21 protein-coding genes are annotated in these 22,196 nt (G+C 58.9%); 8 read left to right on the forward strand and 13 right to left on the reverse strand.

The genetic code is table 11. From position 1 onward, the window contains the following. Positions 1 to 8: 8 nt before the first annotated feature. Both proC and ACL2XF_RS24845 read right to left on the reverse strand, forming a co-directional pair. The gene (gene proC / locus ACL2XF_RS24840) at positions 9 to 830 is read right to left on the reverse strand and encodes a pyrroline-5-carboxylate reductase (protein WP_413727703.1); all 822 of its coding nucleotides are present in this window, start codon (positions 828 to 830) and stop codon (positions 9 to 11) included. Between the two features lie 21 nt (positions 831 to 851). Next, positions 852 to 1,565, reverse strand: coding sequence for a YggS family pyridoxal phosphate-dependent enzyme (locus ACL2XF_RS24845; RefSeq protein WP_410013562.1), 714 nt, complete (start codon positions 1,563 to 1,565; stop codon positions 852 to 854). Positions 1,566 to 1,581: 16 nt separating this feature from the next. Between ACL2XF_RS24845 and ACL2XF_RS24850 the strand changes: the two genes are divergently transcribed. Beyond that, complete coding sequence (locus ACL2XF_RS24850) at positions 1,582 to 2,580, forward strand: type IV pilus twitching motility protein PilT (RefSeq protein ID WP_413721428.1); 999 nt, start codon at positions 1,582 to 1,584, stop codon at positions 2,578 to 2,580. A gap of 189 nt (positions 2,581 to 2,769) precedes the next feature. On the opposite strand, the gene rhaR is transcribed toward ACL2XF_RS24850, so the two are convergent. Together rhaR and rhaS are read right to left on the reverse strand one after the other, a co-directional pair. Beyond that, a complete protein-coding gene (rhaR, locus tag ACL2XF_RS24855) occupies positions 2,770 to 3,666 on the reverse strand; it encodes an HTH-type transcriptional activator RhaR (RefSeq protein ID WP_410013564.1) in 897 nt (298 codons plus the stop codon). Between the two features lie 105 nt (positions 3,667 to 3,771). After that, the gene (rhaS, locus tag ACL2XF_RS24860) at positions 3,772 to 4,599 is read right to left on the reverse strand and encodes an HTH-type transcriptional activator RhaS (RefSeq protein WP_410013565.1); all 828 of its coding nucleotides are present in this window, start codon (positions 4,597 to 4,599) and stop codon (positions 3,772 to 3,774) included. A 336-nt stretch (positions 4,600 to 4,935) separates the two neighbouring features. On the opposite strand from rhaS, the gene rhaB reads away from it, so the two are divergent. From rhaB to rhaM, 4 genes are all read left to right on the forward strand, one after another. Beyond that, the gene (gene rhaB / locus ACL2XF_RS24865; protein ID WP_413727704.1) at positions 4,936 to 6,408 is read left to right on the forward strand and encodes a rhamnulokinase; all 1,473 of its coding nucleotides are present in this window, start codon (positions 4,936 to 4,938) and stop codon (positions 6,406 to 6,408) included. Next, complete coding sequence (locus ACL2XF_RS24870) at positions 6,405 to 7,667, forward strand: L-rhamnose isomerase (protein ID WP_410013567.1); 1,263 nt, start codon at positions 6,405 to 6,407, stop codon at positions 7,665 to 7,667. Before rhaB ends, ACL2XF_RS24870 begins: the two co-directional genes overlap by 4 nt. Before the next feature lie 6 nt (positions 7,668 to 7,673). Continuing rightward, positions 7,674 to 8,501: a rhamnulose-1-phosphate aldolase gene (gene rhaD / locus ACL2XF_RS24875; RefSeq protein WP_410013568.1), complete on the forward strand. Its 828-nt coding sequence runs from the start codon at positions 7,674 to 7,676 to the stop codon at positions 8,499 to 8,501. 95 nt (positions 8,502 to 8,596) lie between these two features. Continuing rightward, positions 8,597 to 8,911 carry an L-rhamnose mutarotase gene (gene rhaM / locus ACL2XF_RS24880; protein ID WP_413727705.1) on the forward strand — a complete coding sequence of 105 codons (315 nt, stop codon included), beginning with the start codon at positions 8,597 to 8,599 and terminating at the stop codon, positions 8,909 to 8,911. Between the two features lie 46 nt (positions 8,912 to 8,957). Here rhaM and ruvX read toward each other — a convergent pair whose 3' ends face one another. From ruvX to endA, 5 genes are all read right to left on the reverse strand, one after another. Further along, a complete protein-coding gene (gene ruvX, locus ACL2XF_RS24885; protein ID WP_410013570.1) occupies positions 8,958 to 9,401 on the reverse strand; it encodes a Holliday junction resolvase RuvX in 444 nt (147 codons plus the stop codon). After that, positions 9,401 to 9,964 (reverse strand): YqgE/AlgH family protein, encoded by a 564-nt coding sequence (locus ACL2XF_RS24890; RefSeq protein ID WP_410013571.1) that lies wholly within the window; start codon positions 9,962 to 9,964, stop codon positions 9,401 to 9,403. The genes ruvX and ACL2XF_RS24890 overlap by 1 nt, the downstream gene beginning before the upstream one ends. 109 nt (positions 9,965 to 10,073) lie before the next feature. Then, entirely contained in the window at positions 10,074 to 11,024 is a 951-nt protein-coding gene (gene gshB / locus ACL2XF_RS24895) for a glutathione synthase (protein WP_410013572.1), read from the reverse strand. Between the two features lie 11 nt (positions 11,025 to 11,035). Then, positions 11,036 to 11,767, reverse strand: a complete 732-nt coding sequence (rsmE, locus tag ACL2XF_RS24900; RefSeq protein ID WP_410013573.1) for a 16S rRNA (uracil(1498)-N(3))-methyltransferase — start codon at positions 11,765 to 11,767, stop codon at positions 11,036 to 11,038. A gap of 62 nt (positions 11,768 to 11,829) precedes the next feature. After that, positions 11,830 to 12,528 (reverse strand): deoxyribonuclease I, encoded by a 699-nt coding sequence (gene endA, locus ACL2XF_RS24905; protein WP_410013574.1) that lies wholly within the window; start codon positions 12,526 to 12,528, stop codon positions 11,830 to 11,832. Between the two features lie 179 nt (positions 12,529 to 12,707). Between endA and ACL2XF_RS24910 the strand changes: the two genes are divergently transcribed. Next, positions 12,708 to 13,742: an alpha/beta fold hydrolase gene (locus ACL2XF_RS24910; RefSeq protein WP_413727706.1), complete on the forward strand. Its 1,035-nt coding sequence runs from the start codon at positions 12,708 to 12,710 to the stop codon at positions 13,740 to 13,742. Positions 13,743 to 13,756: 14 nt separating this feature from the next. Here ACL2XF_RS24910 and ACL2XF_RS24915 read toward each other — a convergent pair whose 3' ends face one another. The 3 genes from ACL2XF_RS24915 to metK all read right to left on the reverse strand — a co-directional run bounded on the left by ACL2XF_RS24915 (position 13,757) and on the right by metK (position 17,443). Next, positions 13,757 to 14,284, reverse strand: coding sequence for a SprT family zinc-dependent metalloprotease (locus ACL2XF_RS24915; RefSeq protein ID WP_410013576.1), 528 nt, complete (start codon positions 14,282 to 14,284; stop codon positions 13,757 to 13,759). Positions 14,285 to 14,491: 207 nt separating this feature from the next. Beyond that, complete coding sequence (locus ACL2XF_RS24920; protein WP_410013577.1) at positions 14,492 to 15,901, reverse strand: sugar porter family MFS transporter; 1,410 nt, start codon at positions 15,899 to 15,901, stop codon at positions 14,492 to 14,494. 390 nt (positions 15,902 to 16,291) lie between these two features. Continuing rightward, positions 16,292 to 17,443 carry a methionine adenosyltransferase gene (gene metK / locus ACL2XF_RS24925; protein ID WP_410013578.1) on the reverse strand — a complete coding sequence of 384 codons (1,152 nt, stop codon included), beginning with the start codon at positions 17,441 to 17,443 and terminating at the stop codon, positions 16,292 to 16,294. Positions 17,444 to 18,322: 879 nt separating this feature from the next. Between metK and speA the strand changes: the two genes are divergently transcribed. After that, positions 18,323 to 20,299, forward strand: coding sequence for a biosynthetic arginine decarboxylase (gene speA, locus ACL2XF_RS24930; protein ID WP_410013579.1), 1,977 nt, complete (start codon positions 18,323 to 18,325; stop codon positions 20,297 to 20,299). Between the two features lie 13 nt (positions 20,300 to 20,312). Then, a complete protein-coding gene (gene speB, locus ACL2XF_RS24935) occupies positions 20,313 to 21,233 on the forward strand; it encodes an agmatinase (RefSeq protein ID WP_410013580.1) in 921 nt (306 codons plus the stop codon). 60 nt (positions 21,234 to 21,293) lie between these two features. Here speB and ACL2XF_RS24940 read toward each other — a convergent pair whose 3' ends face one another. Continuing rightward, a complete protein-coding gene (locus ACL2XF_RS24940; protein ID WP_410013581.1) occupies positions 21,294 to 22,055 on the reverse strand; it encodes a M48 family metallopeptidase in 762 nt (253 codons plus the stop codon). Positions 22,056 to 22,196 lie beyond the last annotated feature (141 nt).

A 22,196-nucleotide genomic window follows, 5' to 3' on the forward strand; every position in this document is an offset into this window, starting at 1 on the left:
GCAAAAAATCAGAATAATTTTTCCATTTCTTCAGCGCGCGCCACCGCGGCCTGCATGGCCTCGGCTACGGTTTGCGCCAGCTGATGTTGTTCGAATACCTGTAATGCGGCGGCGGTGGTGCCTCCTTTGGACGTGACATTCTGCCGGAGCGTGGCAAACGGGGTCGCGCTGTTGGCATCGGCCAGGGCGGCGGCGCCGGCGGCGGCCTGTCTTACCAGCAGGCCGGCCGTTTCCTGGTCAAAGCCCATCCTTACCGCCTCTTGCTGCATGGCTTCCATCAACAGGAAAAAATAGGCCGGCGCGCTGCCCGCCGCGGCAATGACGCCGTTTATACCGCTTTCCTCGTCCACCCAGCACACCTTGCCCACCGCGCCCATCAGATCGGCGGTGAAATCGCGATCCGCCCGGTCGACCTGGTCCGGCGCATAAAGGCCGCTCATGCCCTTGCCGACCAATGCCGGCGTATTGGGCATGATGCGCACAATGGCCACCGTCTCGCCGAGCAGGGCGTAAAACCGGCTAACGTTAACACCGGCCGCGATGGAAAGCACCAGTTTGCCGGAAAAATCCATTCCCTGGCGCAGCTGCGCGCAAACCTCGGCCATCAGCTGGGGTTTCACCGCCAGCACCACCACCTCCGCCTGCCTGGCGCCCGCCAGGTTATCGGCGCTTTCATTCACCCCCAGGCGCGCGGCAAGCCGTTGGCGATTGGCCTGCGACGGCGCGCAGACGGTGATCAAACCCGCCGGGTAACCGGTGGCGACCAGGCCGGCGATAATGGCCTGGGCCATGTTGCCCGCGCCGATAAAGGTAATTTTACGCTGTTGCATGCTATTCCTCATGGTAATGGGTTATGCCATCGGTGCGCGATAGTCCCTGGCGCCGAAAATCGCGGTGCCGATACGCACCAGGGTACTGCCGGCGACGATGGCCGCGGGCATATCGTCGGTCATTCCCAGCGACAGCGTATCGGCGCCGGGATGGCCGCGGCGCAAATCCGCAAATAGCGCCGCCATTTGCTGAAAAACCGCCAACTGGCGCTGATAATCCGCCTGCGGGGCGGGAATGGCCATCAGGCCCCGCAGCCTCAGCCTGGGCAGCTCCGCCACCTGGGCGGCCAGATCCGCCATGAGATGCGGCGCAATGCCCGACTTGCTCTCTTCACCGCTGATGTTGATTTGAATCAGCACATTGAGCGGCGCCAGCGCCGGGGGGCGCTGGTTGTTCAGGCGTTGCGCCAGCTGCAGGCGATCCAGGGTATGCAGCCAGTCAAAATGCTCCGCCACCAGCCGGCTTTTATTCGACTGTAGCGGACCGATAAAGTGCCAGCTCAACGGCGGGGTAACGGCTTTTTGCCGGAAGTAGCTGATTTTCTCCAGGCCTTCCTGGACATAATTTTCGCCAAAGGCGGTTTGCCCCGCCCGGATGGCTTCTTCGATAGCCGTCACAGGTTTGGTTTTACTTACGGCGAGCAGGGTAATTTCTTGCGGATCGCGGCCGCACTGACGCGCGGTCGCCGAGATTCGTTCTGTTACCTGCTGTAGATTCTGCTCGATAGTACTCATGGTTTCAGGAGGTCATATGGATATTGATGAACTGGTGGCCCTTAGTGTAAAGCATAATGCGTCCGATCTGCACCTTTGTCCCGGCCAGGCGCCGATCGTGCGTATCGACGGCGGTTTGTGTTGTCTGGACCAGCTGCCGCCGGTACGGGAAGACTGGGTCATCGCCTGCGGCGACCGCTTGCTGGATGAACGCGGGCGCGGGCAGCTGGCGCGCGATGGGCAGGCCGACTGCGCGGCCACGCTCTCCAGCCGCCAGCGGCTGCGCTGCCACTTTTTTCGCCAGCGCACCGGGACGTCGGCCACCTTTCGCCTGATACCGACGCAAAGCCCGTCGCTGGCGGAGCTGGGCATCCCACCCGTGGTCAAGGGGCTGCTAAAGCAGCCGCAGGGGCTGCTGCTGGTCACCGGCGCCACCGGCAGCGGCAAATCAAGCTCCCTGGCGGCCATGGTGGACTATGTTAACCTGCAGCGTCAGGTCCATATTATTACCCTGGAAGATCCCATCGAGTATATCCATGCCGCCGGGCGCAGCCTGATCCAACAGCGGGAGATCGGCGGCCATTGCCAGGATTTCAATGCCGGGCTGCGGGCCGCCATGCGCGCAGACCCGGATGTGATCCTGCTGGGGGAACTGCGCGACGAGGCGGATATCCGGCTGGCCCTGCGCGCCGCCGAAACCGGTCATCTGGTCCTGGCGACGCTGCATGCCCGCCACGCCGCCCAGGCGGTGGACCGGCTCCTGGATGTCTTTCCCGCCAATGAGCGCGCCTTTGCCCGTGGCCTATTGGCCGCCGGCCTGCTTGGCATCATGGCGCAAAAGCTGGTTCCCCGGGAGCAGGGCGGGCGCATGGGGCTGTTCGAGCTGATGATTGCCACGCCCGCCGTGCGCAATCTTATTCGCGACGGCAAAACCCATTTGCTGCCGGGCTTGCTGCAGACCGGCAACGCACAGGGCATGCAGACGTTTGAACAAAGCTACCGGCGCATGACCTCGGGCAAATATCTCTACCAGTAAAATATGTGATGGGCTTAGGGCGGCGCGGGTATAACCATTGCAAAAGCGGGGTGGTAGTATAAAATCGCCAAAAACCAGCGCGCATGACAGGTATGGCCTGAAATAAGCGCCAAACTACGGCAAATCACGGAAAAAAAATGAGAAAAGTCACCTGGATTTTTATTTTGATCGCGCTGGCGGTGTGGTACTTCACTTCAAAGCAATAGAGGGTGGGTTTACCGCGCTAAAAGGCTTTTTGCCGTCCTGGTTTTTCTGGAACCGCTGGCGATATTCCCGTGGCGAGACGCCAAAAGACTGATTGAACACCACGGAAAAATAATTGCTGTCGTCGAAACCACAGCGTGACGCCACCTCGCCGATGGTCTGTTGTCCATGGCGCAGCAAATCCATGGCTTTGCACAGTCTTAATTGCCGTAAATACTGATTCACCCCGATGCCGGTCTGCTGCTTGAACACCGTCTTCAGGCTACGGGCGTTAAGCTGGTGCCGATGGCAAAAGTCGTCCAGCCTGAAAGGCTGTTCGATGCTGACCCGCAGCGCCATCAGCAGCAAGTCCAGCTGTTCGGCGTCGGAAAGCAGCGGACTGTCGGGGGCGTGGCGAAACCGCTTCAACAGCAGCGCCACCTGCAGGAATAATGCTTCGCTCAGCAGGACGGACAGCGGATCGGTTTTCATGCATTCCCGCGCCAGCGCGTCCACCTCACGGCGCAATACCGACATGCCGGGGGTGCTAAGCCGCCAGTAGCGTTGTTCCTGCGTCGCTTCCTCGCCCGGCAGCAAGGCGTTCCAATCCGTGGATAGGGTCAGCCGGCCGCGGCAATACAGTATATTATCCAGCTCCAGCTCATTGACCGACTCATAGCTATGGCGATCGCGGGCATTGACGTAAAACAGATCGCCGCAGGTAATGGCATAGGGCACATCATTGAGGATATGCAGGCCATTGCCGCGCCAAACAATCACCAACTCGTCAAAATCATGGTAATGCGTGGGGAATATCGGCTGCGGATGACGATCCGCCACCGTAATCGCATTTTTGTCCGACAGGAAATAGTCGGTGGTACTCAGCTTCAGGTTAGACACCATCAGACCCCCTCAACGCCTGGGCAAGAGAGGGATCATGGCATAACGGGTTACCTAAAAACTTGAGACTGGCGACAATTGTCATATTTTTCCGCCGGCTACCGGCGTTCAGTGTTCACCGTTACGCAACATTTTGGGCGAGTGGGAAAATTCGCGCCGGAACTGGGTGGAAAAATGATTGCTGTCGCTGAAACCGCAGGCGTGGGCTATTTCGGTAATGGTTTTGTCGCTCTCCAGCAGGCGCTTGCGCGCTTCCAGCAAACGCAGCCGGTTAAGATAACGCTGCGGCGTCATGCCGGTCTGCTGTTTTAACTGGCGATGCAGCGTACGCAGCGGCAGTGAAAACTGCTCGGCCAGCGCCATCCAATCGATGTCGTTGCAGAAATTATGCTGCAGCCAGCGCAGCAGGTCGCGCAGGCGCCGCTCGCGATCGCCCTCGCCCTGGCTTTGGAAACAGCCATGGCGCAGCATAATCAAGAGCTGCAAAAATTGCCCTTCGCTGGCCGCGATGCCTTCGGGCGACGTATCCGTCGTCAGCTCGGCAAGCGTTTGGATAAACTGTTTGGCCTGTTGCATGCCCGCATGGTTAATCTGCCAGTTAACCTGGCTGTCCGGCAGATTCTGGGCCGGCAGGAAACGGCTGATGTCGGTTAAAAACCGGAAGCCCTGCGGTGAACGATAAAGCACATTGGTCATTATCAGCTCATCGACATTCTCAAATAAATGATGATCGTCCGCGCGGATAAAACAGACGGTGCCGCTATTCAACACATAGGGCTGATCGTTAAACACGTGGATACCCGAGCCTTTCTCCACCAGCACTATTTCCCAAAAATCGTGATAATGCTCAGGGAAGGCGGCCTGGGGCACGCGCGGCTCAATGGTGACCGTCGCGTCTTTGGAAATAAAAAAATCATCACCGCAAAGTAGCGTCATCTTCAGCACCTCACCGTTATTCGGTGCTTATAGTATGGCGACTGGCCATGGCTTCACCTTGAATAAATGACCGCCATCGCTGACATTCAGGTTATTTTTTAAAGATTGGCCGGGTGAATATTCAAAATTGCGGCTGAGATCACAGGCGCTGGGGAATAATGCCCTTCATTGCCCGCGTAAATATTGCGTTATTGAGGTAATGCTATTTTTGTGATCGGTTTCACGTTCATCTTTACTATTCTGCCACCGGCACTTCCATGTTGGCATTCACCGGAAGGTGGCCCGTCATTATTGTGAATACACTGCCGGTCATAGAATGAAAGAGGAATATTCACTATGGCCGTACGAAATAGCGTAGCTGTCGACCTCGGTGCGTCCAGTGGACGGGTCATGCTGGCTCAATGGCATTCAGCCACGCAAAACGTCACGCTTAAGCAAATTCACCGCTTCCCCAATACCTTTATTTCAGTCGACGGGCACGATTGCTGGGACCTGGACCAGTTGGAACGGGAAATCCTGTTTGGCCTGGCCGCGTTGGATAGCGCCGGCACCGTTATCGACAGTATCGGTATCGATACCTGGGGGGTGGATTACGTGCTGCTGAACGCGCAGGGCGAACGGGCAAGCTGCCCGGTATCGTATCGCGATCACCGCACCGACGGCATTATGCCCGCGGTGCTGGATGAACTGGGGCGTGAGCATATTTACCGGCTCACCGGCATTCAGTTCTTGTCCTTCAACACCCTGTACCAACTGAAAGCCTGGCGCCAACAGCACCCCGCCGGCCTCGATCAGGTGGCGCATCTTTTGATGATCCCGGATTATTTTTACTTTCGCCTTACCGGCGCGCTGAACTGGGAATACACCAACGCCAGCACGACCCAATTGCTTAACCTTGCCACCGGGGACTGGGATCCGTCCCTGCTCGATTACCTCGCGATTCCCCGGCGTTGGCTGGGCACGCCCACGCAGCCCGGCAATACGCCGGGACACTGGATCAGCCCGGGCGGCCAGGCGGTGCCGGTTATCGCCGTGGCGTCCCATGATACCGCCAGCGCCGTGGTGGCGGCCCCGCTGCATGGCGATAACTGCGCTTATCTCAGCTCCGGTACCTGGTCGCTGATGGGTATCGACAGCGATCGTCCCTTTAACGACGACCGTGCGCTGGCGATGAATATCACCAACGAAGGCGGCGTCAACGGGCGCTACCGGGTTCTGAAAAACATTATGGGATTATGGCTGTTGCAGCGGGTGTGCAGCGAGCTGGCGATAACGGACCTGGAGGCTTTGCTGGCCGCCGCCGCGGCCCGGCCGGCCTGCCGGAGCCTTATTAATCCCAACGATGAACGATTTGTTAATCCCCCGTCAATGGTGGAGGCCATTCGCCAGGCCTGCCGGGAACAGCAACAGCCGGCGCCGGAGGATGCCGCCGCGCTTGCGCGCTGTATTTTCGACAGCCTGGCCCTGTTATACCGCCAGGTACTGCTTGAACTGGGCCGGCTTCGCGGCGTCCCGCTAAGCCGGCTGCATATCGTCGGCGGCGGCAGCCTGAACCCTTTGCTTAACCAGCTTTGCGCCGACAATTGCCGGATACCGGTGACCGCCGGGCCGGTGGAGGCCTCGACGCTGGGCAATATTGGTTGCCAGCTGATGGCGCTGGGGGAGGTGGCCGACGTCGCCCACTGGCGCGGCGTGGTGGAAGCCAATTTCCCATTACGCCATTACACCCCTAATCCCGATCCCGATTTCGCCACGCACTGGCAACGTTTTTTGGCGCTCTGCCACCTGAAAGAGGAAATTTTATTATGAGTCAATCCATTGAACAAGCCTGGCTCCTGGCCAAACAGCGGTTTGCGGATATCAATGTCAATGTGGAGGGCGCGCTCGAATTACTCGATACCCTGCCGGTATCCATGCATTGCTGGCAGGGCGATGATGTGGCCGGGTTTGAAAACACGGGCGGCGCGCTCACCGGCGGCATCCAGGCCACCGGCAACTATCCCGGCAAAGCGCATAACGCTCAGGAGCTGCGCGCCGACCTGGAGCAGGCGTTCAGCCTGATCCCGGGACCAAAACGCCTGAACCTGCACGCCATCTATCTGGAGGCCGAAGGCAAGGTGGAGCGCAATGAAATCGAGCCGAAGCATTTTTCCCGCTGGGTCAGCTGGGCGCGGGAGCATCATCTGGGACTGGATTTCAACCCCACCTGTTTTTCCCATCCGCTGAGCGCCGACGGATTTACCCTGTCCCACGCGGACGACGGCATCCGCCAGTTCTGGATTGAACATTGCCAGGCCAGCCGCCGCGTCTCGGCCTATTTCGGCCGTGAACTGGGCACGCCGTCGGTGATGAATATCTGGATCCCGGACGGCATGAAGGACCTGACCATCGATCGCCTGGCGCCCCGTCAGCGGCTGCTGGAGGCGCTGGATGCCGTGATGGCGGAAAAGCTGGACCGCAATCACCATATCGACGCGGTGGAAAGTAAATTGTTCGGCATCGGCGCGGAAAGCTATACCGTCGGCTCCAGTGAATTTTATCTGGGGTATGCCACCAGCCGCGGTACCGCCCTGTGCCTCGATGCCGGGCATTTTCATCCCACCGAGGTGATTTCCGATAAGATTTCCAGCGCCATTCTGTTTGTGCCGCGCCTGCTGCTGCACGTGAGCCGCCCGGTACGCTGGGATAGCGATCATGTGGTGCTGCTGGACGACGAAACCCAGGCCATCGCCACGGAAATCGTGCGCCAGAAACTGTTTAACCGCGTACATATCGGCCTGGATTTCTTCGATGCCTCCATCAACCGCATCGCCGCGTGGGTCATCGGCACCCGCAATATGAAAAAAGCGCTGCTGCGGGCGCTGCTGGAGCCGACCGGAGAACTGCGCCAACTTGAGCAGCAGGGCGACTATACGGCGCGCCTGGCGCTGCTGGAAGAACAAAAATCGCTGCCCTGGCAGGCGGTATGGGACAAATATTGCCAATTGCACAATGTGCCGGTAGGCGGCGATTGGCTGCAGACGGTGCGTGAATATGAACGCGCAACGTTAACAACACGCAAAGGATAAGACGCTATGCAAACAATACTGACTTCCTGGTTTGTACAGGGAATGGTCAAAGCCACCACCGACATGTGGCTTAAAGGCTGGGATGAACGTAATGGCGGCAACGTTAGCCTGCGCCTGACCCCCGAAGACGTGGCGCCGTACCGTGGGGAATTCACGCCCCGGCCGCGCACCGAAACGCTGACCGAGCCGGTGCCGGAGCTGGCCAATACCTATTTTCTGGTCACCGGTTCAGGTAAGTTTTTTCGCAATGTCCAGCTATCGCCGTCGGATAACCTGGTGCTGTTGCAGGTAAACGCCGCGGGCAACGGCTACAGCATTCTGTGGGGCCTGACCGCCGGCGGCCTGCCGACGTCGGAACTGGCGTCCCATTTCCAGTCGCACGTGGTGCGCCAGGAAGTGACGCAGGGCAGCGGCCGGGTGATTATGCACTGCCACGCCACCAACCTGATTGCCCTGAGTTTTGTGCTGAAACTGGACAGCGCGCATTTTACCCGCGAACTGTGGGAAGGCAGCACCGAATGCCTGGTGGTGTTCCCTGACGGCGTGGGCATCGTGCCCTGGATGGTGCCCGGCACCGACGGCATCGGCAACGCCACCTCGGCGCAGATGCGCTCCCATTCGCTGGTACTGTGGCCGTTCCACGGTATTTTTGCCACCGGGCCGACCCTGGACGACGCCTTTGGCCTGATTGACACCGCGGAAAAATCGGCCGAAATCATGGTCAAGGTGCGCGCCATGGGCGGCAAAAAGCAGACCATCAGCCGCGACGAGCTGATTGCCCTGGGGCAGCGTTTCGGCGTGACGCCGATGGCGTCGGCGCTGGATGTAGAGTAAGGCGCCGGTACCGGCGCGGCGGATGTTCACGCGCCCGGTATTCGGCGTGCCGCGCCCGCGCCGGTTCACCCTCATTATTGATAAGAGCATTGATTATGATCAGAAAGGCCTTTGTCATGCAGGTCAATCCCGACGCCCACGAGGAGTACCGGCGGCGTCATAACCCGATCTGGCCGGAATTGGAATACACCCTTAAAGCCCACGGCGCCCACCACTACAGCATTTTCATGGACGAGGAGCGCCATTTGCTGTTTGCGTATGTGGAAATGGAGTCCGAGCAGCGGTGGAACGAAGTGGCCGCCACCGGGGTGTGCCAGCGCTGGTGGCGCCAAATGACCGACGTGATGCCGGCCAATGCGGACAACAGCCCGGTAAGCCGTGAGCTGCGGCCGGTTTTTTATCTGGAGTGAGCGACGTTGCTGACCGGATTACCCGGCAGGCATTACCGGAAATCCCTTACCTGGCATGGGGGTGGCGCACGGCCAGCAGCTGTTCAAACCAGCTTTCCAGGATCACCACCGCCGATCCGGCGTCGACCCGGCCCTTGTTCAACGCGCGGTAGCCGCCGCGCTCGAACAGGTCGGCGCGTGCTTCCACGGTACTCAGGCGCTCATCGTGCAGCACCACCTCAAAACCAAAACGGCCATGCAACCGGTTGGCGAACTTACGCGCCTTAAGCGTCAGCGGCTGCTCGGTGCCGTCCATATTCAGCGGCAGTCCCACCACAATCACGTCCGGCTGCCATTCGCGCAGGAGTTTTTCCACCGCCAGCCAGTCGGGAACGCCATCCTGGGCCTTAAACGCCGCCAGGGGACGGGCGGTGCAGGTGACTTCCTGGCCAATGGCAACACCAATGCTTTTGGTGCCGAAATCAAAAGCCATCATGGTCCGGTTGGTCATCAGGCGTGGCCCGCTTCGTTGGCGATATTATGAATATCGATACCCAGCTTCCTGGCCGCATCGCGCCAGCGCGACGCGATGGGCGTGCGAAACAGGATATCGCTGTCGGCCGGGATGGTCAGCCAGGCGTTTTCCAATAATTCCTGCTCCAACTGCCCCTTGTCCCAGCCGGCGTAGCCCAGCGCCACCAACACATCCTGCGGCTGCTGCGCGGTGCCGAGGGTTTCCAGCACATCCTTGGACGTGGTAATCATGGTTTCAGCGGAGATGCCGATGCTGGAGCCGAATCCCTCGCAGGGGGTATGCAGGATAAACCCGCGATCGTCCGCCAGCGGGCCGCCAGCAAACACCGGTTTATCCAGGCGGATCGCCGGATCGCGCTCGGCCGGCATGATCTTGAGTTTGTGCAGCACGCTCTCGACGGTGAACTGCTCGACGGGTTTATTAATGACGAGTCCCATGGCCCCGTCGTCGTTATGCTCGCAGATATAGATCACCGCGCGTTTGAACATAGGGTCTTGCAAAGAGGGCATGGCGATAAGAAAGTGATGCTGTAAATTCATTCTGTCTTTTTAGGGTGAGTAGTTTAATAAATAGTCGAACAGCAGTATGCGGCTAAATCAGGGATAAGTCACTGGCCGCAAGCGAAATCCGCCCGCAGCCGGCATAAAATCAGTTTTTGCCCAGGCGTTTTTCGATGGCGTCCATCAGCATACCGGTAATGGAAATCGGGAACGCGGCTTCGATTTCGCGCACGCAGGTCGGACTGGTGACGTTAATCTCCGTCAGCTTATCGCCGATAATATCCAGGCCGACAAAAATCAGCCCCTTTTCTTTCAGGATCGGGCCGACGTCACGGGCGATTTTCCAATCGCTTTCCGTCAACGGCCGCGCCTCGCCGCGTCCGCCGGCAGCCAGGTTGCCGCGCGTTTCACCCGTTTTGGGAATGCGCGCCAGGCAATAGGGCACCGGTTCGCCGTCCACGACCAGCACCCGCTTGTCGCCGTCCTTGATTTCCGGCAGGAAGTTTTGCGCCATGCAAAAGTGCTGGCCGTAGCCGGTCAGGGTTTCAATGATGACCGACAGGTTGGGGTCTTCTTTTTTTACCCGGAATATCGAGGTGCCGCCCATGCCGTCCAGCGGTTTGAGGATGATGTCGCCGTGTTCCTGCCAGAACGCGCGGATATGATCGTCGCGGCGGCTGACCAGGGTATCCGGCGTATGGTGGGCGAACCAGGCGGTAAACAGCTTTTCGTTGCAATCGCGCAGGCTGCGCGGTTTGTTGACGATAAGCGCGCCTTTATCTTCCGCCCGTTCAAGTATATAAGTGGCGTAAATGAATTCGGTATCGAACGGCGGATCTTTACGCATCAGGATCACGTCGAGATCGCCAAGCTCGATATCCTGCTCGCCGTGGAAACTATACCATTGGTCATAATCCTGTTTTACCGCCAGCAGGCGCGTGGTGGCGCGCGCCTCGCCGCCGCGCAGGTACAGCGAGCTCATTTCCATGTAATGGATCTGCCAGCCGCGGCGTTGCGCTTCGAGCAGCATGGCGAAACTGGTGTCTTTCTTGATATTGATGGAGGATATGGGATCCATCACGATGCCGAGCTTTAACATTTGTTTCTCCTTTACCCCAGATCGCCGAAACGCACCTGCAGTGCGGTAATGACGGTGAGCGCTGTGGTTTCTGTGCGCAAAACACGGGGCCCCAGCTGGATTTCGGTAAATCCATGGCGTGAGGTCATGGCTATTTCTTCCGGGGACAGGCCGCCCTCCGGGCCAATCAGCAGCCGTACCTTATCGACCGGCAGCGGCAGCGTATTAATACTGTGCGCGGCGCGCGGGTGCAGGTTGAGTTTTAATCCTTCATCCCGCTCGGCGCACCACGCCTCCAGGTCCATGGCTTCCCGGATCAGCGGCAGACTGTTACGGCCGCACTGCTCGCAGGCGCCGATGGCGATTTTCCGCCATTGCTGGATTTTTTTCGCCATGCGGTCGTCATCCAGCTTGACCCCGCAGCGCTCGGAAAACAATGGCGTAATCACATTGACGCCGAGTTCGATGGATTTTTGGATGGTAAATTCCATCTTCTCGCCCCGGGACATGACTTGTCCTAAATGCAGTTGCAACGGGGACTCGAAATTGGCCGGACGAGAGGCGATGATGGTGGCCGTGACGTTTTTCTTGCCCGCCGCGGCAATCTCCGCTTCGAAGATATGATTGCTGCCGTCGAACAGATGCAGTAATTGTCCTTCGGACATGCGCAGTACGCGCGTCAGGTGGTGCGCGGCGTCTTCATCGAGCGCCACGGTGCCCTTGGCCGGGAGCGGCCCGGGATGGTAAATACGCGGTATTCGCATGCTGGTATCGTTTTCGTCCTGGTTGGTGCGCGGCGCGCGTCATCACATAGTAGGCAGCAGTGTTACGACTGGCAAGCCCGCTGAATATAGGGATTGGCGTTGCCCTGTACCTTTTCGATGCGCCGGTTGCGTTCGCATTCCCAGGCGGTGACGGGATATTGCCGATCCCAGACCTCGAACAGCTGGGTTTGCTGGCGCGAGATATTCAGATGATAACGGTCGCGCATATAAAAATAGGTGCGCGCAATGGCGCCGCGCGCACGCGCCGGCGGTTCGGCCTGTTTATTCTTGAAATCGATTTTCATGGCGCACTGGCCGTACTGTCCCTCGCCGCCGCGCCATTGGCTGTACTGGAAATTGCCCCGATCGCCGTTGACTTCGCCGATCGCCGGCTGCAGGTTGTGCAGGTCGTTTTCCATTTGCCGATAGTCAGCATCTTTGGCGCAGTTTTTGCGCCCGCCTTCCTGCCAGCACCTGTGCTGGTGGCCGAATTCCCAGGCCGGCACCACGTGTTCCCATTCGATCCGGTTGGCGCGCAGGGCGCTTTTGCGCACCTGGTAACCGCATGATGCCAGATCCGGGGTGCCCTTTTTTCCCTGCCAGTCGATTTTGCAGCCGCAATAAAAGGAACCCGGCGCATCCTGGTTGATTTTTACCGCCGCCGCTTTCGCCTGGCTGAAGTTATTGATGTTTTGCGCCAGGACGCCGCCGGCGATCGGCAACAGGGAAAAACAAAGGAACCAAACAATTCTGTGTTGCATCTTCGGATTCATTAAAAGGAAAAACGCAGGTTAACCAATCCCGGGGTTGCAGGCAAATCGAAGCGGCAAAAAAATCCTGCCGGCGCGGTTTTCCGCGCCGCTGCCAATCGATATCGCTTGATTTGGAAATGATCGTTTCCTATATTGGGAGCCTGCCTGCAACCCTATAGGAAGATGTTATGACTGACTCTATACCATCACCGTCCCTGAAACCTGGCTTCAGAATAGCGGCCGCCGTCGCCGCGTCGCGTCCGGACGCGGATCTGGCCGGATTTGTCCATCGCTTCGCCACCGTGGCGGGGGTAAGGATCCACTATGTCGATAACGGCCATAGCGCCGGCGGGGATACGAGCGATACAGCATTGCCCGAGGGCACGGGCGGCGACGCGGTAAAGACGCGCGCGGAAACGTCCGCCGCCGATCCGCGCCCCGTGGCGGTGCTGTTGGCGGGGTTTCCCGAAAGCGGGTACGCCTGGCGAAAAGTCATGCCGCTGCTGGCGCGGGGCTATCGCGTGATTGTCCCGGACCTGCCGGGGCAGGGGGATTCGGATCGCCCGCAGGCCGGCTATGACACTGAAAGCCTGGCGAACGCCGTGCACGGCTTGCTGCGCCAGCTGGGTATCCGGCGCTATTTCCTGGCCGGCCACGATATCGGCGCCTGGGTGGCTTATCCCTACGCGCTGATGTTTGGCGACGAGGTGCGGCGTCTGGCGCTGCTTGATGCCGGCATCCCGGGCATCACCCTGCCCGACGCGCTGCCCACGGCGCCGGACCGGGCCTGGCGCACCTGGCATTTTGCCTTTCACGCCATTGCGGACCTGCCGGAAGTTTTGATTGCCGGACGCGAGCGGGAATACCTGGACTGGTTCTTGCGGCGCAAGACCGCCAATCCACAGTCTTTTACCGAGGAGGATATCGATGAGTACCTGCGCGCCTTTAAGCAAGACGGCGGGCTGCGCGCCGGCCTGGCCTATTACCGGGAGGCGGCGCTGTCCGCGGCGCAGAACCGGCGCCTGAGCGGGAACGGCGGGCTGGCGATGCCGGTACTGGCGCTGAGCGCCGATCAGGGGTCCATCATCGATATGGCCGCCCCCCTGCGGGCCTTTGCCGATAATGTGCAAGGGGTGGTGGTGCCCCACTGCGGGCATTTCCTGCCGGAAGAGCAGCCTGAAGCGGTGGCCCGCGAGCTGGAGGGGTTCTTTAGCGCCGGCTGAGCCCGGCGCCGCTGTTATTCCATCACGTTTTCGGCATCGTTATCGCCGGCAAAGCGCAGCACAGCGCCGCATTGGCGGCAGCGGTACACCGACTCGCCGCGTACGATGCGGTTATGGCGGCGCACCGTCAGTTCGTGGCGCTGGCATCCGCACTGGTAGCGGTAGGTATTGGTGCGCACCGTCGCCAGGTCGAAACCGTGGGTGCGGCGGGGCTCGGTATGCAGCACGCTTGCCATCATCCAGCGCCACTCGCTGCCGTGGGGCGCCACGCGGCCGAACTGGCGAAACACCAGCAGATGGGCGAGCTCGTGGGGAATCACCTCGTCGATAAAGCTGTCCTGGTTGGCCAGCAGCAATACCGGGTTGAGCCGGATTTCCCATTTATCCAGCCACGCGGTGCCCGCCGAGGTGCCGCGCTGCTGGTAATTCAACAGCGGCTCCGGGAAGGTGGTGTTGAAATAGTCCCCTGCCTGGCGCAGCTTGGCACGCAGACATGACATAACGGCCTGGTGAAGGGCGATGGGGATGCGGTTCGGTTTCATAACGGCAAGATTAACCGGCGCGGTTAACAGATGCAAGCGACGCAATAGGTTGGGAAAGGCTGGGTTTAGCCGGGATGGACGCTGGCGCCATGCCGCGGGAAAGCCGGGCACGGCGCGGAGGTATGGCGGATTGCCGCCGGCGCCGGGGCGGCTTGCGCTGCTCCGCCGCCGCCAGCCGGCTCGTTCACCGGCTGGACGAACCGACGATTATTTATCGCCGATTTCGCGCAGGCGTTTGCCGGTCATCAGGTTGCGCTCGATATGTTCCAGCGAAATATTCTTGGTTTCCGGAATCAGCCAGAATGTCAGGAGAATAAACAGCACGTTCAGCCCGCCGTAAACCCAGAACGTATTGGCGTTCCCCAGTACATCAAGCATGGTCAGGAAGGTGGCGCCGACGATCATATTGGCGATCCAGTTGGTGGCCGTGGAAACGGTGATACCAAAATCCCGGCCCTTCAGCGGCTGGATTTCGGAACACAGTACCCAAATCAGCGGACCGGCGCTCATCGCAAAACCCACGATAAACATCATCAGCATAATGATGGCGAAGTATTTGCGGAAGTCGGTTTCAACGCCGATATGCAGCAACGCGCCCAATACGCCCATACCCACCGCCATCACCAGGAAGCCCAGCTTGAGGGTCGGCTTGCGGCCCCAGCGGTCAACCAGGCCGATGGCGATAAAGGTGGCCAGAACGTTGACCAGGCCGACTATCACCGTGCCCCACATTTGATCCGTGGTGCTGGAGAAACCGGCGATGCCGAAGATCTTCGGCGCGTAGTACATGATGACGTTCATCCCGGTGAACTGCTGCATCACCTGCAGCAGAATGCCGAGATACACCACACGGCGGAAATTGCCGTTATTGGTAAACAGCGCCCAGCCGCTTTGTTTTACCTTCAGGCTTTCGCGAATCTCTTCCAGCTCTTTCTTGGCCTGCTCGGACGTGTCGCGCAGCATGTTCAGCACCTTCTGCGCCTCGATGTAGCGGCCTTTCGCCGCCAGCCAGCGCGGGCTGCCGGGCAGGAACAATACGCCGATAAACAACAAAACCGCCGGGATGGTGATGATGCCCAGCATCCAGCGCCAGGAACCGCTATAGCTGAACGCGGTATCCGACAGGTAAGCCGCCAGGATGCCGATGGTGATCATCAGCTGGTACATGGAAATCATGCTGCCGCGAATTTTTTCCGGCGCGATTTCCGACAGATATAAAGGGGCGGTATAAGAAGCGACGCCGACGGCCAGCCCGAGGATGATCCTGGCAACCACCAGCAGTTCAACATTGGGGGAAAACGCCGAGCATAACGAGCCGATGACGAATAATAACGCGCCGATCAGCAAACTGTATTTACGCCCGAGCTTGGCTGACAGCCAGCCCGAACCTACCGCGCCGACCGCGGCGCCGAACATCATGGAACTGACCACCCATTCCTGCTGATGCGCGGTAATTTGCAGCTCATCGGACAGGAACGGCAATGCCCCGGCAATAACGCCGATATCCAGGCCGAACAGCAGTCCGGCAAGCGCCGCCATAAAGCAGACGAAAAAGGTGATGCGGGCATGAGATCTGCCTGACCGGGGTTTGGCAGTACTCACATTGGCAGTACTCATAGTACCTCCCTAAAACTACACAATTATTAATTATGAATGTTAAATAAACGTATGCGGATATAGTGTGCGCCAGATCACAACTATGTAATCGTTTACACAGACTTATCCTGAATTAACAGCACTAAAAGCCAGGGCCATGCCGCTTATCAATCTAAAATGATGTTTTAGAAACAACTTTCGCGTCGGTCCGGTTGATATATAACATATAGCTGAAAATGAAGCGGTAGCAAAAAAAAATCGAAAATTTAATCCCAATTAACTTGATGATAAAATTGATTTTATTGTTCTGTAATCGCTTTCAGAAAGGCTAAAAAAAAACGGCGATCATCAGATCACCGTTAAGTAGTGTAGTCGAAGAAATCTCCGGCGGTACGACTTATCTTATCCCGCTTATAAACCGGCGGCATCGCGCAGCAGCGCGGCCTTATCGGTTTTTTCCCAGGGGAAATGCTCGCGGCCGAAGTGACCATAGGCCGCCGTTTCGCGATAAATCGGCTGCAGTAGATCCAGCATGGTGATAAGGCCGTGGGGACGCAGGTCGAAGAACTCGCGTACCAGTTGGGTCAGTTTTTCAATGGAGACTTTGCCTGTGCCGAAGGTTTCGATGCTGATGGACGTGGGTTCCGCCACGCCGATGGCGTAGGAAACCTGGATTTCACAGCGATCGGCCAGGCCGGCGGCGACGATATTTTTTGCCACGTAGCGGGCGGCGTAGGCCGCGGAACGGTCGACCTTGGAGGGATCTTTGCCCGAAAACGCGCCGCCGCCGTGACGGGCCATGCCGCCGTAGGTGTCGACGATGATTTTACGCCCGGTCAGGCCGCAGTCGCCCATGGGGCCGCCGATAACAAACCGGCCGGTGGGGTTGATAAAATATTTGGTGCTGGACGACAGCCATTCGGCGGGCAGGACCGGCTTGATGATCTCTTCCATGACCGCTTCCTGCAAATCGCGCAGGGAGACGTCTTCTGAATGCTGGGTAGAGAGCACGACCGCGTCGATGCCGACGATTTTATCGTTGTCATACGCAAAGGTGATCTGGCTTTTGGCATCCGGACGCAGCCAGGGCAGGGTGCCGCTTTTGCGCACCTGGGACTGGCGCGCCACCAGGCGATGGGCGTAGGTGATCGGCGCCGGCATCAATACTTCGGTTTCGTTGGTGGCGTAACCGAACATCAGCCCCTGGTCGCCGGCGCCCTGTTCGAGCGGGTCGCTGCGATCCACGCCCTGGTTGATATCGGGCGATTGCTTGCCGATGGCGCTGAGGACGGCGCAGGAATTGGCGTCGAAACCCATATCCGAATTGATATAGCCGATATCGCGAATGGTGCTGCGCGTCAGTTCTTCTATATCCACCCATGCGCTGGTGGTGATTTCACCGCCAACCAGCACCATACCGGTTTTGACAAATGTTTCGCAGGCCACGCGCGCCTTGGGATCCTGGGCCAGGATCGCGTCAAGCACGGCATCGGAAATCTGATCCGCGATTTTATCAGGATGTCCTTCTGAAACGGATTCGGACGTAAATAGGTGTTTAGCCATCGGTCTCTTTACCTTAACATACGGGTTAGGAATGACTGCGTAGCGCTGGGATTCAGCCATAAGGGAAAAGCGATTTTCCGATGATGGCGTTACGCGTCCTGCAACGTCCCGCGGATAACGTCGTTAGCAGTAAGTACTCACAGTAAGTAATAGTATAAGTAAGCTATCCAGTTTAGATGGATTAACTTCTGGATGGCTATTCTAGGACACCCGCTTGGCGAATTACCAGCGATTTTTTCGCCCTGGCGCCTCCGCGCAGGCCGCGGCGGCGCCCGATCGTGCGGTAATCGCGCCCGGGGCTGATTTAAATTTTGCTTTTTCGCGGGGCAGGCTGTATAAATTCGCGCGCATAAGCAACGGTAAGGTGAATGTCTTTCATTTACATCCGGTAACTTTTTATCTGTCCCGGCACGGCGTAAGCCGCCGATGGCCGGCATTTGCGGGAGGTGGCACAGTTAATGATTCGTTATTTTCCGGTCAACCCCGACCACGCTTCCGCTCGCCCGGCTTGTCCGGCGCACCCTGTTTTTCCAGCATTTCCGCTCTGTTATGGCCGATGTTGCCCGCCAGGCCGCCGACATGCGGGCGCTTCCCAGGATTCCAGGGCCGGTTGACGGTTGCTCATTACCGGACCCGGGCCATGCGGTCTTTCATGCGGACCCTATTTTTTGGGCGATCCACCACCCCGTCTCACGGAGTTCATCAAGGTGTTTTACAATTACTGTACTGATGTACCGGATGCCGATTGCGTCCGGCGGCGCTTATTGCCGTTGGCGGGCTGCGGGTTTACGCACAACAACTATGCCACCGACGGTGGTGTCCACGCTCCAACATTGATGAACGGGAACGCCAACTGGAACCCCGGGAGAGAGTTACGTCATGTCTGATGATCATAAGCACCAAGGGTCCCACCGGTCCGCACCCCATGAAAACTTGCGTTCCATGCAGGAGGTAGCCATGAATGACAGCGATGCCAGCAAAATGATGAGTACCTACAATGTCGCGTATTGGGGCAATAATTATTTTGATGTCAATGAGCTTGGCCATATCAGCGTTTGCCCCGATCCCGATTTCCCCGAGGCGCGGGTCGACCTGGCGGAGCTGGTGAAGGAACGGCAGAATGACGGGCAGCGGCTGCCGGCCCTGTTCTGCTTTCCGCAGATCCTGCAACACCGCCTGCGTTCCATTAACGGGGCGTTTAAGCGCGCCCGCGAATCCTTTGGCTATCGGGGCGACTATTTCCTGGTTTATCCCATCAAGGTTAACCAACATCGCCGGGTGATTGAATCCCTGGTGAATTCCGGCGAGCCGCTGGGGCTGGAAGCCGGCTCCAAGGCGGAACTGATGGCGGTGCTGGCGCATGCCGGCATGACGCGCACCGTGATTGTCTGCAATGGCTATAAAGACCGCGAATATATCCGCCTGGCGCTGATCGGCGAAAAGCTGGGCCATAAGGTTTACCTGGTCATTGAAAAACTTACCGAAATCAAGCTGGTGCTGGAAGAAGCCGAGCGCCTGAACGTGGTGCCCCGCCTGGGCGTGCGCGCCCGTCTCGCCTCGCAGGGCTCGGGCAAGTGGCAGTCCAGCGGCGGCGAAAAATCCAAATTCGGGCTGGCGGCGGTCCAGGTGCTGCAACTGGTGGAACTGCTGCGCAGCAAAGGACGGCTCGACAGCCTGCAACTGCTGCATTTCCATTTGGGTTCCCAATTGTCCAATATCCGCGATATCGCCTCCGGCGTACGGGAATCGGCGCGCTTTTATGTGGAACTGCACCGCCTGGGCGTGAATATCGAATGCTTTGATGTCGGCGGCGGCCTGGGGGTCGATTACGAAGGCACCCGTTCTCAGTCCGATTGTTCGGCCAACTACGGCCTGAACGAATACGCCAACAATGTGATTTGGGGTATCGGCGATGCCTGCAACGAATATGACCTGCCGCATCCGACGGTGATTACCGAGTCCGGCCGCGCCGTCACCGCCCACCATACGGTGCTGGTGTCGAACGTTATCGGCGTGGAGCGCAACGAGTTCAGCGAACCGCTGCCGCCCGCCGAGGACGCGCCGCGCCCGCTGGAAAGCATGTGGCAGACCTGGCAGGAAATGCAGGAACCGCAAAACCGCCGCTCGCTGCGCGAATGGCTGCACGACAGCCAGATGGACCTGCACGACGTCCATACCCAATATACCCACGGCATGCTGGATTTGAGCCAGCGCGCCTGGGCCGAGCAGCTCTATCTGAATATTTGCCGCATGATCCAGACGCAGCTCGATCCGAGCAACCGCGCGCACCGGCCGATTATCGATGAACTGCAGGAGCGCATGGCCGACAAGCTGTACGTTAACTTCTCGCTGTTCCAGTCGATGCCGGACGCCTGGGGCATCGATCAGCTGTTCCCGGTGCTGCCGCTGGAGGGGCTGGATAAACCGCCTGAAGGCCGCGCCGTGCTGCTGGATATTACCTGCGACTCCGACGGCACCATCGATCACTATATCGATGGCGACGGCATCGCCACCACCATGCCGATGCCGCCGTACGATGTGGATAACCCGCCGCTGCTGGGCTTTTTCATGGTCGGCGCCTATCAGGAAATCCTCGGCAATATGCATAACCTATTCGGCGACACCGCCGCGGTGGACGTCTTTGTGTTTAAAGACGGCAGCGTGGAGCTTAATGAGTCCGATGAAGGCGATTCAGTAGCCGATATGCTGCAGTATGTGCAGTTGGATCCGGCGGTACTGTTGACCCGTTTCCGCGATCAGGTGAAAGAGACCGATCTGGACGGCGCGCTGCAGGCGGAGTTCCTCGAAGAGTTCGAGGCCGGCCTGTATGGCTACACTTACCTGGAAGATGAATAAGAAAGGACGGACTATGAGCACCCTGGGCCATCAATACGATAATTCCCTGGTTTCCAATGCCTTTGGCTTTTTGCGTTTGCCGTTGGAATTCAACCCCTATGACGCCGATGCCGATTGGGTGATTACCGGCATTCCCTTCGATATGGCCACCTCGGGCCGCTCCGGCGGCCGTCACGGCCCGGCGGCGATCCGCCAGGTTTCCACCAACCTGGCCTGGGAAGGCTGCCGCTGGCCGTGGGACTTCGACGTGCGCCAGCGTTTAAAGGTGGTCGACTGCGGCGACGTGGTGTTTGATTTCGGCGATGCGCAGGATCTGAGCGATAAGCTCCAGCAGCACGCGGAGCGTTTACTGGCGGCGGGCAAACGCCTGCTCTCGTTTGGCGGCGATCATTACGTCACGCTGCCTTTGCTGCGCGCGCATCATAAGCATTTCGGCAAAATGGCGCTGGTGCATTTCGACGCCCATACCGATACCTACAGCAACGGCAGCAAGTTCGATCACGGCACCATGTTCTACCATGCGCCCAACGAAGGCCTGATCGATCCCACCCGGTCGGTGCAGATCGGCATCCGTACCGAATACGATCGCGATAACGGCTTTACGGTGCTGGACGCGGGGCAGGTCAACGATCGCAGCGTCGACGATATCCTGGCCCAGGTCATACAGATTGTCGGCGATTTGCCGGTTTACCTGACCTTTGATATCGACTGCCTGGATCCGGCGTTCGCGCCCGGCACCGGCACGCCGGTGATCGGCGGCCTGAGCACCGATCGGGCGCTGAAGCTGCTGCGCGGCCTGCAGCCCCTGAATATCGTCGGCATGGATCTGGTGGAAGTGGCGCCGGCCTACGATCATTCGCAAATCACCGCCCTGGCGGCGGCCACGCTGGCGCTGGAAATGCTCTATATCCAGGCGGCCAAAAAACCGCGGTAACTCCGCGCTGACGGGCGCGCCCTCCCCGGGGTGCGCCGGACCGGGCGGCCATCCCGCCCTTTATTTGTCCGCCGCGATGCGATCGCGGATATGCTGCGCCCGCGCCTGCGACGTCGGATGGGAATCAAACATACTGCCGCCTTGCCCCTTTTCCATGCTGGCCAGCTTTTCAAAGCTGGTCACCAGCCCCTGCGGGTCGATATGACGTTTTTTCAGCAAATCAAAGGAATAGTCGTCCGCTTCGCTTTCCTGGCGCTGGGAAAACTGCGCGCCGATCAACGCCTGCCCAAGCTCGCCCAGCTGCGATTGCGATAACGCCGCCGTGACCCCGCCCACAGAGGCCGCGGCGGTGCGCGCCGCGGTGGTGGCATAGGCCAGCTGCATGGCCTTGCGGCTGTGCCCGAGCGCGACGTGGCCCATTTCATGGCCGACCACCGCCTCGACTTCATTATCCGTCATCAGATCCATCAGGCCGCTGTAGACGCGGATGCAGCCATTGGCCATGGCCCAGGCGTTGACGTCCTTGGTCAGGTAAACCTTATAGTCGGCCGGGGTGCCGGCGATATTATCCCCCAGCGCGGCGGCAACGGTCGCCAGGCGCTGGGCGTAGGGGCTGCCGGCGGGGGCGATTTGCGCCTTCTGGTCCATTTGCGCGCAGGATTCGGCGCTCAGCGCCTTGACCTGGCTATCGCTCAGGGTGGCCGCCACAAACGCCTGGCCGCCCGATTGCATCAGGGTGTTCTGGTCGAGATTTTCACAACCGCTCAGCAGCGTGATGGCGATAATGCTTAAGCCGGCCCAGGGCAGTACAGAGAGGGTCATTATTTTGTTTTCCCATAAGATATTAAGAAAAATTGTGAGTCTGTTAACAGATTTTACGGCATGAATGATGATGTTTTTTCCATCGCATCGTCGTGCCGTACGATCAGGGGATTATCCCCTATTTATCGCGCATTCCTGCAT

Origin of the sequence: Sodalis sp. RH19 (assembly GCF_047324215.1) — a bacterium.
Lineage (GTDB): Bacteria > Pseudomonadota > Gammaproteobacteria > Enterobacterales > Enterobacteriaceae > Acerihabitans.